This window comes from Herbaspirillum sp. Her4 (assembly GCF_057961335.1).
This window is the reverse complement of sequence record NZ_CM176330.1, coordinates 3,969,259-3,981,964: the sequence shown is the minus strand read 5'-3', so window position 1 is coordinate 3,981,964 and position 12,706 is coordinate 3,969,259. Positions and strand designations below refer to the sequence as shown.

Genomic DNA, 12,706 nt, shown 5'->3' with positions numbered 1-12,706 from the left:
GTCGCTATGATAGGGGGCCTGGTTTCCCGGGTTTCTGAATGTTTCTTCAGAAAACGGGCCGCCAGCCCATGGTTTAATCCCGATCTCGATGACGCACGTGAATGGAAAGGTATGCAACTCCTGTTGGTGGAAGACGACATGAAGGCCGCGCGACTGCTGGCCCAGGGCTTGCAGGAAGAAGGTTTCGCGGTGACGGTGGCGCACAGTGCGGAAGAGGCGCTGGCGCTGCTGGATCGTCCCTTCGACGTGGCCATCTTCGACCGCATGCTGCCCGGCATGGACGGTCTGGCGCTGTGCCGGCGCGTGCGCCAGTCGCAGGTGCTGTGGCCCATCCTCATGCTGACCGCGCGCGATGCACTGGGCGAGAAGGTCGAGGGCCTGCATGCCGGGGTCGACGATTACCTGGCCAAGCCCTTCGCCTTCGAGGAATTGCTGGCGCGCCTGCATGCCTTGCTGCGCCGTCCGCGCCAGCTGCAGGTGCTGCATCTGCAGCTGGCCGATCTGCGCATCGACCTGCTGGCGCATGAGGTGATGCGCGACGGCCAGCGGCTGGACCTGACGCAGAAGGAATACGCCGTACTGGTGCTGCTGGTGCGCCACAGCGGCCAAGTGGTCAGCCGCCAGCAACTGGCGGAGGAAGTCTGGCATGCCGACCTGATCGCCATCGACAACCTGATGGACGTCCACATCAAGAACCTGCGCCGCAAGATCGAAGCCGATGGCCGGCCGGCGCTGATCGAAACCTTGCGCGGGCAGGGCTTTCGCATGCGCGGTGACGGCGCGCCATGAGCATGGGTTTTCGCAAACGGCTGCTGCTGGTGCATATGCTGGCCGTGGTGCTGATCGTGACGTGTGCGGCGGCAGCGGGCTGGTGGCTGCTCTCGCAATCCGTGCTGGGCCAGCTCGATGCGGCGCTGCTGGCATTGGGCGAGACCGAGGCGGGTCTGCTGGCGGAAGGTGCGCCCGATGCCATCCACGTCCACGAACCGCGCCCCGGTACGGCGCCGCCTTCGCTGGTGCGGCTGGACCGGCTGGTACAGATCATCGATGCCGATGGCAAGGTGCTCGCGCGCAGCAACAACCTGGGTGCGGGAACCCTGCCGGTCTCGGCCGGCCTGCTCAAGCGCCTGGAGGGCGGACAGACCGTCTTTGAAACCCTGCCCAAGGCCAGCGAAGAACCCTTGCGCATGGCGGCGGTCCCGGTCCGGCTGGGCGAGCGCAGGTTTGCGGTGCTGGTGGCCGGGTCGCTGGACGATGCGGACCATATCGTCGAATCAGCCGCCTTGCTGTTCGGCGGCCTGGCCGTGGCGCTGCTGCTGGCGCTGGCGGCGGCGGGGGCGATTCTCACCGGCCGCCTGTTCGGCACGGTCGAGCGCATCGCCGCGCAGGCGCGCCGCATCAGCGATGCCAGCCTGGGCGAGCGGCTCGCGCATCCGGGCAGCGATGATGAGATCGGGCATCTGGTGGACACGCTCAATTCCATGCTGGCACGGCTGCAGCGCGCCTTTGAACTGCAGCGCAACTTCACGGCCAATGCCGCCCATGAGATCCGCTCGCCGCTGTCGCGCCTGCGCACCGAGATCGAGCTGTCGCTGCGGCGGCCCCGTTCGGTGCAGGAGCAGGTCGCCACACTGCAATCCTGCCTGGAGGAAGTGGCCGGGCTGACCAGCATGGTCGAGGAGCTGCTGCAGCTGGCGCGCCTCGATGCCGGTCAAGAAAGCCGACAACCCGAGCGCATTGCGCTGGATGCGGTGATGCGCGAGGCCATCGCCAGATGGCAAGGCACGGCCGCTGCAAGACGCATCCGGCTGGAGCTGCATGCACCGGAGACGGTCCACGCCAGCGTGGGCGAGCGCGCTGCCTTGCTGGTGTTGAACAATCTGCTGGACAACGCCATCAAATTTTCCGCGCCCGATTCGGCGGTGGAGATCCGCGTGTTTGCCGAGGGGGGCGGGGCCACGCTGGAAGTGCTCGATCGCGGCCCCGGCATCGCCAGTGGCGACCAGCCGCAACTGTTCGAGCGCTTCTATCGCGGTCGCGCCTCGCAGCAGGGGCAGACCAGCGGCGCCGGACTGGGACTGGCCATCGTGCGTGCCGTGCTGGACGGCTATGGCGCCAGCATTACCCTGAGCAATCGCAGCGATGGCATGGGGGCAGCCTGCCGGCTGCACTTTCCGGATCGCGTGGCGGCACCTCAGTAACGCGCATCGGCCGGTTTCTTGTCCCGCGGCCAGTCCCTGGTCTTGGGTGCGAAGTCGGGACGCGGCTGATGCGTGAAGAACTCCGCCACATCCACCGCTTCCTGGTCCGACAGGCCGCCTTGGCCTAGCGGGAAACGGTCATGCAGGGCGATCGGCATGTTGCGTTTGACGAAGGCCGCAGCGGTGTAAGTGCGCGCCATGCCGGCACCGATGTTGAAGGACTGCGCGCCCCACAGCGCCGGGTAGACCCACTGGCCGGACGGGCTGCGGATGCCTTCGCCCTGCGCGCCATGGCAGGCGGCACACTGGGCGTGGTAGATGCGTTCGCCATTGACCGGATCGGGCTTGAGTTTCTGATCGATCTTGCCGATGCCGCGTCCCGGTACTTTTTCACCGGGCTGCGCGTCACGGCGCATCCACTCGATGTAGGCCAGCATGGCCTGCATGTCCGGCGATCCCGGCGGCAGTGGCTTGCCATTCATGGAGCGGGGGAAGCAGCCATTGATGCGATCTTCCAGCGTGATGACACGCCCGGCCCGTGCCGCATAAGTCGGGAAGGCGGCCGACACGCCCACATAGGGCGACCCGCCGCCGACGGTACCCGCATTGAGATGGCAGCTGGCGCAGTTCAGTCCGTTGCCGACGTGCTGCGGCAGCAGGCGTCCCGTCTCGATATTGAGGCGGGCACCAAGGATGAGCTGTGTGGCATTTTTTTCTTTCAGCATGTCAGCCAGGCGCGGCGCTTCGAAGCGCGGTCCCACCGTATTTGCCGGCTGCGCGCCCAGTTCGGCACGCAGCCGTGCGACTTGCCGCTCACTGATATCCGCCTGTTGACGGCCACCCCAACTGGCCCGCGCAAAGTTGAGAATCTCGGCAATCTCGCCATCGCTCAACGCGGAAAACGCCGGCATGCTCATTGCCTTGGGCTGGGCATGGGTGCGCGCCGCCCGCCAACCGGTGAGCATGATGTGGATCAGCGAGGCGGGCTCATGGCTTTGCAGGGTCGGATTGCCCGCCAGCGGCGGGAACAGCCCCTGCACCCCGTTGCCGTCGCTACGATGACAGGTGGCACAGAACTGCACGTAACCCAGCCCGCCGCGCGAGAGGTAGAGGTCGGCCGGGATGGCGGCGACGACGGGTGCGGCGGTGGCCTGCGGCGGGCGCTGGCGCGCGGGCGAGGGCAGGCTGGCCAGATACGTGCCGATGGCCAGCAGATCCTCGTCGCTCATGTATTGCGTGCTGTGCTGGACCACGTCGACCATGTTGCCTGCCACCGTACCGAAGCGATTGCTGCCGGTGCGCAGCAGCCCGGCCACATCCGCGGGCTGCCAGCGGCCGCGAAGGTCGAGCGCGCGCCAATTCTCTACCGTCTCGCCGGAGAGGAACAGCGGGCCATTGCTGCCGGATTCACTCATGGTTTTTTCCTGCATGCCGATACCCCGCGGTGTATGGCAGGCCCCGCAGTGCCCCGGCCCCTGCACGATGTAGGCTCCGCGATTCCATTGGGCCGACTGTGCAGGATCGGGCCGGAATGGACCGGCTTGCAGGAAGGCCATGTTCCATAGCGCCATCCCCCAGCGCTGGTTGAAGGGGAAGGACATCTCCAGCGGCCGGTTGGGTAGCGCCAGCGGCTTGACCGCCTGCATCAGGTAGACATAGAGCGCGCGCATGTCCTCTTCGCTCATCTTGGCGTAGGACGGGTAGGGCATCGCGGGATAAAGATGGCGACCGTCCGCCGTTACGCCCTCACGCATGACGCGATCGAATTGGGCGAAGCTGTATTGCCCGATTCCGGTCTGGCGATCTGGCGTGATGTTGGTGGAATACAGCTTGCCGAACGGCGTCTCCAGCGCCAGGCCGCCAGCCATCGGCTTGCGCTTGTCTTGCGTATGGCAGGCCACACAGTCGCCCAGCCGGGCGACATAGCGGCCGCGCAGAACTTGCTCGCGGGTAGTGGCATCGAGTGCGTCGCTGAAGTCCGAAGGAAGATCGTCGCTCAGGTTGGCCGCGCTCGACGGCATGGCGATGGCCGGTGCGGCAGTGGCCAGCGGTGAGCAGAGCATCAGCGTGGCGAGCAAGAGAAAAATCAGGGGAAGAAGGGGGCGGTGAAGTGTTGTCATGATGGGTCCGGATCGTTATTCCGAGAGTGAAACCTGCCCCATTTAAACCTTGCACTGTGACCACATCGATGCGCTGATCGGAAGCCGTTTGATCTTCCGCAAAGACCGCTGGCGCGCCCTCTGTCAGGTTTTTGATGGATTTCACAAACCGGCCTTTCACAACAAAAAACGCCACCCGAAATGTCCGGATGGCGTGGTCGACGAAGGCGGCGCAGCATTCGCTGCGCGGGTGGCAAATCCGCTTACTTGCGTGGCGAGCGCAAGGACATGCGCTGCAGGATGGGCATGCGATCAAACAACTGGTGCCACAGCGCACCCAACACATGCAGCCCGACCAGGAAATACACCGCATTGCCCATGAATTCATGCACTTCCTTGATGGGACCTCGCACGGCCATGTCCTTGGCCAGAATCACCGGCAGCGTCATGCCGAAGAACACCACATCACGGCCACCGGCCTGGGTGAACAGGATGCCGGTGATGGGCAGGCCGATCATCACGGCATACAGCAGCAGGTGCACGGCGCTCGCGCCCAGCTGCTGCAGGCGCGGCAGCGGCAGTTCGGGCGGCACGCCCAGCAGCTTGCGGGCGATCAGGCGCACTACGACGAAGATCAGGACCAGTTGACCGGCATGCATGTGCACCGTGCGCAGCAGGTCGCGCAGCGGGTCGCCCTTGGGGATGTCGTCGCGGTATTCGATGGTGGCCAGCGCCACCACGAACAGGATGAACATCAGCCAGTGCAGCGCGGCGTAGAGGGGGTGGTAGCGGGTGCCTTGCCCGAGGGCATTATTGGTTTTGTTCATCTGGGTTCCCATTGGAAAAATGAGCCTGCATGGTAAGTCAGGAAACTTAGTTCAGCATTAGCCTGGCGCAAGAAATTACTGACCAGCCCTGACTCACGCCTGTCCCGGCGCAGGAATGTCGAGGATCACGCGCAATCCGGTCTGTGATTTCTCATCCGTTGCCGCCAGCCCGATCATGATATCCAGCCGCGCCGCCACCGACTGCACGATGGCCAGCCCCAGGCCAGCACCGGGAGCGGCTGCGGGATCGAGTCGATGGAAGGGCTGGAACACGCGCTCACGCTCGCTGGCCGGAATGCCTGGACCATTGTCGCTGATCTCGAGACGCACGCGACCCGGCGGTGTCTGAGCCGCTGCGGCCAGCGCCAGGCTGATGCAGCCACCCGGCGGCGTATAGCGGATCGCGTTGTCGATCAGGTTGCCCAGCAGCAAGCCGAGTTCTACCGGATTGCTGTCCACCTCGGCCGTCAGCGGTCCGTCCACGCCAAGGTCGATGTCCTTTTGCTGAGCCAGCGGCAGCAGGTCCTCCAGCACCGGCCGCACGGCCTCGCGCAGCAGCAGCCGTGTGCGAGCCGAGGATGCCGTTTGATTCTGGGCGCGGGCCAGGGCGAGCAATTGGGTGACCAGCATGCGCGCGCGCTCCAGTCCTTGTTCCAGACGCTGCAAGCGTGCGCGGGCGGTATCGGAAAGCTCGCTCTGCTGCAGTCCTTCTGCCTGCAGCGAGAGTGCGGCCAAGGGCGTGCGCAATTCGTGCGCGGCATCGGCCACGAAGCGGCGCTGTGCCGTCATCGCGCCTTGTACACGCGCCAGCAGGCGATTGATGGCGTCGACGAAGGGGCTGATTTCAAGGGGCAGGCCTTGGGTGGCCAAGGGATCGAGCTGGTCATCGCGCCGCTGGTCGATCTCGCGGCGCAGTTGTGCCAGCGGCGCGAACAGCGTGCGCATGATATGCCGGAGTGCCAGCAGCAGCACCGGTACCAGAAGCAGGACGGGAATCACTGCGCGCCAGGCACTGCGCGAGGCAATGCCATCGCGCACATCGGTCTCCTGCGCCAGCGCAATGCGGCGGCCGGAAGCAAGCGGCTGGACATAGACGCGGAAATTCTCATGAAACATGACGGCCGTCTGGAAACCGTCCTGCAAGCCTGCCGGCAGCGGCAAGGCGGTAGCAGCCGGCAGGCTCTGGCCTGGCTCGGGGAGCCATTGCACGCTGATGCGCGATTCATGATCGGCCCCGGGATAGCTGCCCTCCGCCCCATCCGCGGGCAGGGTACCGCCCAGGCGGGCGATGAGTGTGCCGACCTGCAGCAACAGGTCGTCCTGCTGCCGGATCGAATCGCGATAGGCGCTGAGGAAGCCGAAGACGCCGGCACCCAGGGCCACCAGCAGAATGGCCAGCGTCAGCGCCAGCGACAGCCGTGCTTGCAGGGAGCGTTGCAGGGGTGTCATGACGCGCTTGCTCCGCGCGCGACCATCCAGCCCATGCCACGCACATTCCTGATGGCCGTACGATCCAGTTTCTTGCGCAACGCATGGATCAGGAATTCGACCGCATTGCTTTCCACTTCCTCGCCCCAGCCATAAATCCGTTCTTCCAGTTCGCTGCGCGACAGGATCGCGCCAGGGCGATGCATGAGTGCCTGCAGCAGGGCGAATTCGCGGGCCGACAGCGTCACCGGCGCCTGGCCTTGCCAGCGGGCGGTCTTGTCGGCCAGATCCAGAGACAGTTCGCCATTGTCCAGCACCACCGTAGCCGCCCCCGACTTGCGCCGCATCACCGCGCGCAGGCGCGCCAGCAATTCGCCCATGGCAAAGGGCTTGAGGATGTAGTCGTCGGCACCGCTGTCGAGTCCGTCGATGCGCTCCTGCACGCCATCGCGGGCGGTCAGGATCAGGACTGGCGTGGTGGCGTGCCGGCGCATCTGGCGCAGTACCGACAAGCCATCAGCACCGGGCAGGCCCAGATCCAGCAGGACGGCGTCGTAGTCCTGCTGGTCCAGGGCGGCGTGCGCGGCGTTGCCGTCGCGCACCCAGTCCGCCGCGTAGCTGGCCTCCCGCAGGGCCGCGCGGACTTCCTCGCCGATCATGGCGTCATCTTCCACCAGCAGTATTCGCATCGCTTGCCATGCCTCCTTCAATGCATCCGGCCATCGGATGGTGCCAGAGTCTAAGGCAAAAGCGCGAGTGACTGCGGAAAAGTGAGCCAGGCCGCCGTCGGACAAGCCCTCCAGCTTGTATGGATCAAATCATGAATCGAGCCATACATGCTCGGCAAAGGAGTAGCCCATCATGCCGCCCAGCGGAATCGGCGAGAGGCCCTTGACCTTGCTGCTGTAGCCATCCAGCAGGGCGAGGAACATGGGGATGCCGATCCCGGCTTCCTCATGGATGATGGTTTGCATGTCTCCATACATCTGCTTGCGCTTGCCGACATCGATCTCGGCCCGCGCGGCCGTGAGCAGCTGGTCGAACTTCTCGCTCTTGAAGCGCGACTCGTTCCATGCCGCCTGTGACTGGAAGAACTGGGTGAGCAGCACGTCGGCACTGGGGCGCGGGTTGACGTTGCCGAAGCCGACCGGATTGCTGAGCCACTGGTTGGACCAGTAGCCTTCCGGTGGCATGCGCTTGAGTTCCAGGTCCAGTCCGACGCGCTGTGCGGTCTGCTGCAGCACCGTTGCGATGTCTACCGAATACATGGCCGCCGCCGAACAGACCAGCGGTATCTTGCCGGTCACGCCGGACTTCTGCAGGTGGTATTTGGCCTTGTCCAGATCCATCTGGCGCTGCGGCAGGCCGGCGAGGTAGAAGGGGTTGGTCGGATCGATCGGCTGGTCATTGCCCAGCACCGCATGGCCGCGCGCAATGTTCTTGCGCATGACCTCACGGTCCATCAGGTACTTCATGGCCAGCACGAAATCGGGGTTGCTGCCGGGGCCCACATCCTTGCGCAGGATCAGGTCGGTATAGGCTCCGGATGGCGTTTCCAGCACCGCAAAGCCGGCACTGCCCTTGACGCGCTCGATGGAGCGCGGATTGAGGTTGGCCACCAGATCGAGTCCGCCCGAGAGCAGGGCGTTGACGCGCGCATTCTCGTCGCCGATGCCGACGAACTCAATCTCGTACAGGTAGGGCTTGCCGGGTTTCCAGTAATTGTCGTTGCGTACCACCACCGAGCGGATGCCGGGAGTGAATTCCTTGAGCTTGTAGGGACCGGTACCGATGCCGGCGCTGAAGTCGGTGGTCCCGGCCTTCACGATGTGGAAGTGGAAGGTGCCGACGATGACCGGCAGGTCGGCATTCGGCGCGGTCAGCGTGACGGTCACTTCATTGGGGCCGGTTTCCTTGACGCTCTCGATCTGGTCGGCCAGGGTCTTGGCCTTGGAGGCGGTGGCCGGATCCTTGTGGCGCATCAGCGAGAACACCACGTCGGCCGGCGTGAGCGCCTTGCCGTCGTGGAAGCTCACGCCCAGGCGCAGCTTGAACACCCACACCCTGGCATCCTTGCTGCTGAAGGACTCGGCCAGCGCCGGTTGCGGCGTGAGGCTGGCATCCAGCGAGGTCAGGCCGTTGTAGAGCATGGTGCCGCGCGAGTAATCGGTCTTGTTGGATTGCTTGGCGGGATCGAGCGTGTCGCTGACCGATGCCGTGTCGCCGCCCACGCGCAGCTTGCCGCCGCGGCGCGGGGTCTGGGCGTAGGCACTGGCGGCGCTGGTGGCAAGACCGCCCGCCAGCGTGGCTTGCATGCCCCCGGCCAGCAGCATTTTGAGAATGTCGCGCCGGCTGGTACCGCGCTTGAGGCAATCCATCAGGCCGGCGGTGTCGCTGGCGCTCAGGAGGTCGAGTTCGGTGTTGTCGTTGTGATCCATGGTGCAGCTCCCTGTGTGGTTGAGGCGTGAGAAGACCGGCGGGGCGATGGCGGCCCGCCTGGACTCGGATGCACTGATGCAAGCCGGCACGGCGCTGCGTGCCGGTGAATGGGGACTCTGCGGTCCGCTGTGAGGGTGAAGCTTATTGCCCCGCTTCTACCGCATCGGCCAGTTGCGCCAGCGTGTGGAAGTGGTAATCGGGAACAGTGTGCTCGGAGGCGATGGTGCCACCCGAGCTGGACTTGCCGTGACGGCGCTCGATCCAGCAGGTGGTGATGCCCAGGCGCTTGGAGACGCCGATGTCGTGATACTGGCTTTGCGCCACATGCAGGTTGTCGGCCTGGCGATAGCCCCATGCGCCTTCGAAGCGGCCGCGGGCGTAGGCGAAATATTGCGGGTCGGGTTTCTCGCAGAGGGCGTCGTCGCAGCTCAGCAGCAGGTCAAACGGTTCGCCAAGGGTGCGGGCGAAGTGTTGCAGGGCCCAGGTTTGCGCATTGGTCATGGTGACCAGCTTGTAATGCTTGCGCAGGCGTTGCAGCGCCTCTACCGAATCCGGGAAGGCCGGCCAGTCGGCCACCGAATCGCGCAGGCCGCGCGCCAGTTCCGGGGTGTCGGGCAGACCCAGCCCCGGGGCGATGACATGCCAGCAGCGCTCGAGGTCATCCGGATACCAGCCGGTATTGCCATCGCTGCGCGCGGCGCGATAGGCCGCGAGGAAATCTTCGTCCGTGATCTTGCTGCCGGGAGCGGCCTTGCGCAGGTAGGCGAGCATGCCGCCTTCGAAATCGATGAGAGTGCCGACGACGTCAAACGTGAGTACCTTGAAATCCTTCAGAGGCATGTCTTGCTCCAGAAAAAAGGGAATGACGATGAGAGTGGGGGACCTGGCCACGAATGGCTGCGCGGGGGCCAGTGGGTCCAGAATACGGGCGCGCGTGCCGGAGCTTGATGCAAAAAGGGACACTCAAACCGCACAGAATTTTTTTCTGGACGGCTGCTACAGCACGCTGTAGCAGCCGCTCCCGGCCTCTTCCGCAGGCCGGGAATCCGCGCCTGCGCGTTCTCATCACGAGGCCGCCAGCACGCCCCGTTCGATCTGGTCGCGCTCGATGGATTCGAACAGGGCCTTGAAATTGCCCTCGCCGAATCCGTCATCGCCCTTGCGCTGGATGAATTCGAAGAACACCGGTCCCAGCAAGGTCTTGGAGAAAATCTGCAGCAGCAGGCGGCGCTGTCCGCCTTCGCTGCTGCCATCGAGCAGGATGCCGCGCGACTGCAGTTCAGCCACCGGTTCGCCGTGGCCGGGCAGGCGGCCTTCCAGCATCTTGTAGTAGGTCGCCGGCGGGGCGGTCATCAGCGGCAGGCCGGCGGCCTTGAGCTGGTCCAGGGTGCCGATCAGGTCATCGGTGGACAGGGCAATGTGCTGGATGCCTTCGCCATTGAACTGCATCAGGAATTCCTCGATCTGGCCGGCGCCCTTGGAGGATTCCTCATTGAGCGGAATGCGGATCTTGCCATCGGGCGCGGTCATGGCCTTGGAGGTCAGGCCGGTATATTCGCCCTTGATGTCGAAATAGCGGATCTCGCGGAAGTTGAACAGCTTCTCGTAGAAGCCGGCCCAGTAGGCCATGCGGCCACGATAGACATTGTGGGTCAGGTGGTCGATTTCCTTGAGGCCGACGCCCTTGGGCTGGCGGTCCACCCCGTCGATGAAGGTGAAATCGATGTCGTAGATGGACTTGCCTTCCTCGAAGCGGTCGATCAGGTACAGCGGTGCACCGCCGATGCCCTTGATCGCCGGCAGGCGCAATTCCATCGGGCCGGTCGGCATCTCCACCGGTTGCGCGCCCAGCGACAGGGCGCGTGCGTAGGCGTGATGCGAATCCCTGACGCGGAAGGCCATGCCACAGGCACTGGGGCCGTGCTCGCTGGCGAAGTAGGACGCGGCGCTGCCGGGTTCGCTGTTGAGGATGAAATTGATGCTGCCCTGGCGATACAGGCTGACCGCCTTGGAGCGGTGGCTGGCGACCCTGGTGAATCCCATCATGGAAAACACCTGGTGCAGCACGGTCGGATCGGGGGCGGCGAATTCGACGAACTCGAAGCCCATCAATTGCATGGGATTGTCAAACAGGTCGGGCATGGTCTTCTCCTCGGGATGGGTCAGGATCAATGGCGGGCGGATGCGCAGGCTGCGCGAGACCTTCCGCAAGCGGCCAGCGGCCGCTGCGGTGAGTCAGTATGTCATCTGGAGGAGGCCGGATACTGGCGGCCTCCGGCATTCAGTGGCGGGTGTCGGACAGGAATTTCTGCGCGCGCGGATGCTGCGGGCGGTGGAAGAAATCCTCGGGCGTCGCGCGTTCCAGCACTTGGCCGGCATCGATGAACCAGACGCGGTCGGCCACTTCGCGGGCAAAGCCCATCTCGTGCGTCACGCAAACCATGGTCATGCCTTGCCGCGCCAGGTCCTTCATGACGGCCAGCACTTCGCCGACCATTTCCGGATCGAGCGCGCTGGTGGGTTCATCGAACAGGATCAGCGGCGGCTCCATGGCCAGCGTGCGGGCAATCGCCACACGCTGCTGCTGGCCACCGGAGAGTTCGGTCGGGAAAGCCTGTGCCTTGTGCGCCAGGCCGACCCGTTCCAGCAGGGCATGGGCATGCTCGCGCGCCTCGGCACGCGGCATGCCGCGCACGGTCGTGGGGGCCATCATGACGTTGTCCAGCACGCTGCGGTGAGGGAACAGGTTGAACTGCTGGAACACGAAGCCGATGCCGGCCCGCAGGGCATTGATGTCGCGCCCCGGCTGGTGCACATCCTGGCCGGCCACGCGGATGCTGCCGCGATCGATCTCTTCGAGACGATTGACGGTGCGGATCAGGGTCGACTTGCCGGACCCGGAAGGGCCGCACACCACCACCACTTCGCCGCAGGCGACGGTCTCGGAAATGCCCTTGAGCACGGGCGTGTTGCCATAGGATTTATGGACATTGATGAATTCAAGCATGGTCATTCCTCAGGCGGGGCGGCTGCGGCGGGTCCGGGCGATGCGCTGTTCGAGCGCGGCCACGGCACGGCTCAGGGCGAAGCACACCACGAAATACGTCATCGCCAGCAAGGCATACACTTCAAACGGTTTGGTCAGCAGCTGGCTGTTGACCTGGTAGGCGGCGTTGGTCAGTTCATCGACCCCGATCACGTAGGCCAGCGAGGTGTTCTTCACCACCACCACGAACTGGTTCATCATGCTCGGGATCATGTTGAACAGCGCCTGCGGCAGGATCACCTTGCGCAGCGTGGTCCAGTACCCCATGCCCAGCGTGCGCGCCGCTTCCGTCTGGCCGCGCGGCAGGGCCTGGATGCCGGCCTTGACGATCTCGCCCAGATAGGCGCTCTCGTAGATCACCAGCGCCACCAGCATCACCAGGCTGGCATTGATGCTCTTGCCGAACAGCATCGGCACGGCGAAATACGACCAGAACACCAGCAGCAGCAGCGGCAGGCCACGCACCGTGTTGGCGTACAGCCCGGCCAGACGCGACACAAGACGGATCGGCGAGGTGCGGCCGATGCCGACCAGCACCGCCAGCGGGAACGACAGCAGCAGGGCGGCGGCGGCCAGGATCAGGGTCATGGCCAGCCCGCCCAGCGGGCCGTGCGGATACTCGCCGATCAGCAGGATCAGGCCATAGTCGTGCAGGATATCGAGCAT

At 64.9% G+C, this 12,706-nt stretch carries 12 protein-coding genes; 3 read left to right on the top strand and 9 right to left on the bottom strand.

The genetic code is table 11. From position 1 onward, the window contains the following. The first annotated feature begins 111 nt into the window (after positions 1-111). Positions 112-789 carry a response regulator transcription factor gene (locus ACWFUC_RS18060; protein WP_209581999.1) on the top strand — a complete coding sequence of 226 codons (678 nt, stop codon included), beginning with the start codon at positions 112-114 and terminating at the stop codon, positions 787-789. A gap of 2 nt (positions 790-791) precedes the next feature. Continuing rightward, positions 792-2,201 carry a sensor histidine kinase gene (locus ACWFUC_RS18055; protein WP_489625562.1) on the top strand — a complete coding sequence of 470 codons (1,410 nt, stop codon included), beginning with the start codon at positions 792-794 and terminating at the stop codon, positions 2,199-2,201. On the opposite strand, the gene ACWFUC_RS18050 is transcribed toward ACWFUC_RS18055, so the two are convergent. From ACWFUC_RS18050 to ACWFUC_RS18030, 5 genes are all read right to left on the bottom strand, one after another. Then, the gene (locus ACWFUC_RS18050; RefSeq protein WP_489625561.1) at positions 2,195-4,222 is read right to left on the bottom strand and encodes a c-type cytochrome; all 2,028 of its coding nucleotides are present in this window, start codon (positions 4,220-4,222) and stop codon (positions 2,195-2,197) included. The two genes, ACWFUC_RS18055 and ACWFUC_RS18050, sit on opposite strands and share 7 nt — an antisense overlap. Positions 4,223-4,563: 341 nt before the next feature. Continuing rightward, positions 4,564-5,127 carry a cytochrome b gene (locus tag ACWFUC_RS18045; protein WP_134222444.1) on the bottom strand — a complete coding sequence of 188 codons (564 nt, stop codon included), beginning with the start codon at positions 5,125-5,127 and terminating at the stop codon, positions 4,564-4,566. 93 nt (positions 5,128-5,220) lie between these two features. Then, the gene (locus tag ACWFUC_RS18040; protein WP_489622902.1) at positions 5,221-6,576 is read right to left on the bottom strand and encodes a sensor histidine kinase; all 1,356 of its coding nucleotides are present in this window, start codon (positions 6,574-6,576) and stop codon (positions 5,221-5,223) included. Further along, positions 6,573-7,244, bottom strand: coding sequence for a response regulator (locus ACWFUC_RS18035; protein ID WP_489622901.1), 672 nt, complete (start codon positions 7,242-7,244; stop codon positions 6,573-6,575). The genes ACWFUC_RS18040 and ACWFUC_RS18035 overlap by 4 nt, the downstream gene beginning before the upstream one ends. 129 nt (positions 7,245-7,373) lie before the next feature. Beyond that, the gene (locus tag ACWFUC_RS18030) at positions 7,374-8,993 is read right to left on the bottom strand and encodes an ABC transporter substrate-binding protein (RefSeq protein WP_489622900.1); all 1,620 of its coding nucleotides are present in this window, start codon (positions 8,991-8,993) and stop codon (positions 7,374-7,376) included. Between ACWFUC_RS18030 and ACWFUC_RS18025 the strand changes: the two genes are divergently transcribed. Then, a complete protein-coding gene (locus tag ACWFUC_RS18025; RefSeq protein ID WP_489622899.1) occupies positions 8,992-9,126 on the top strand; it encodes a hypothetical protein in 135 nt (44 codons plus the stop codon). The two genes, ACWFUC_RS18030 and ACWFUC_RS18025, sit on opposite strands and share 2 nt — an antisense overlap. 9 nt (positions 9,127-9,135) lie before the next feature. On the opposite strand, the gene ACWFUC_RS18020 is transcribed toward ACWFUC_RS18025, so the two are convergent. The 4 genes from ACWFUC_RS18020 to ACWFUC_RS18005 all read right to left on the bottom strand — a co-directional run bounded on the left by ACWFUC_RS18020 (position 9,136) and on the right by ACWFUC_RS18005 (position 12,706). Beyond that, positions 9,136-9,834 carry an HAD-IA family hydrolase gene (locus tag ACWFUC_RS18020; protein ID WP_204726411.1) on the bottom strand — a complete coding sequence of 233 codons (699 nt, stop codon included), beginning with the start codon at positions 9,832-9,834 and terminating at the stop codon, positions 9,136-9,138. A 225-nt stretch (positions 9,835-10,059) separates the two neighbouring features. Next, positions 10,060-11,136 carry a 4-hydroxyphenylpyruvate dioxygenase gene (gene hppD / locus ACWFUC_RS18015; protein WP_489622898.1) on the bottom strand — a complete coding sequence of 359 codons (1,077 nt, stop codon included), beginning with the start codon at positions 11,134-11,136 and terminating at the stop codon, positions 10,060-10,062. A 139-nt stretch (positions 11,137-11,275) separates the two neighbouring features. After that, entirely contained in the window at positions 11,276-12,001 is a 726-nt protein-coding gene (locus ACWFUC_RS18010; protein WP_489622897.1) for an amino acid ABC transporter ATP-binding protein, read from the bottom strand. 9 nt (positions 12,002-12,010) lie between these two features. Then, positions 12,011-12,706 carry an amino acid ABC transporter permease gene (locus ACWFUC_RS18005; protein ID WP_034336102.1) on the bottom strand — a complete coding sequence of 232 codons (696 nt, stop codon included), beginning with the start codon at positions 12,704-12,706 and terminating at the stop codon, positions 12,011-12,013.

Coding starts and splice junctions, on each gene's coding strand:
- ACWFUC_RS18060 (WP_209581999.1), top strand. CDS start 112: ATGCAACTCCTGTTGGTGGAAGACGACATGAAGGCCGCGCGACTGCTG.
- ACWFUC_RS18055 (WP_489625562.1), top strand. CDS start 792: ATGGGTTTTCGCAAACGGCTGCTGCTGGTGCATATGCTGGCCGTGGTG.
- ACWFUC_RS18050 (WP_489625561.1), bottom strand. CDS start 4,222: ATGCCGTCGAGCGCGGCCAACCTGAGCGACGATCTTCCTTCGGACTTC.
- ACWFUC_RS18045 (WP_134222444.1), bottom strand. CDS start 5,127: ATGAACAAAACCAATAATGCCCTCGGGCAAGGCACCCGCTACCACCCC.
- ACWFUC_RS18040 (WP_489622902.1), bottom strand. CDS start 6,576: ATGACACCCCTGCAACGCTCCCTGCAAGCACGGCTGTCGCTGGCGCTG.
- ACWFUC_RS18035 (WP_489622901.1), bottom strand. CDS start 7,244: ATGCGAATACTGCTGGTGGAAGATGACGCCATGATCGGCGAGGAAGTC.
- ACWFUC_RS18025 (WP_489622899.1), top strand. CDS start 8,992: ATGGTGCAGCTCCCTGTGTGGTTGAGGCGTGAGAAGACCGGCGGGGCG.
- ACWFUC_RS18030 (WP_489622900.1), bottom strand. CDS start 8,993: ATGGATCACAACGACAACACCGAACTCGACCTCCTGAGCGCCAGCGAC.
- ACWFUC_RS18020 (WP_204726411.1), bottom strand. CDS start 9,834: ATGCCTCTGAAGGATTTCAAGGTACTCACGTTTGACGTCGTCGGCACT.
- hppD (WP_489622898.1), bottom strand. CDS start 11,136: ATGCCCGACCTGTTTGACAATCCCATGCAATTGATGGGCTTCGAGTTC.
- ACWFUC_RS18010 (WP_489622897.1), bottom strand. CDS start 12,001: ATGCTTGAATTCATCAATGTCCATAAATCCTATGGCAACACGCCCGTG.
- ACWFUC_RS18005 (WP_034336102.1), bottom strand. CDS start 12,706: ATGCTCGATATCCTGCACGACTATGGCCTGATCCTGCTGATCGGCGAG.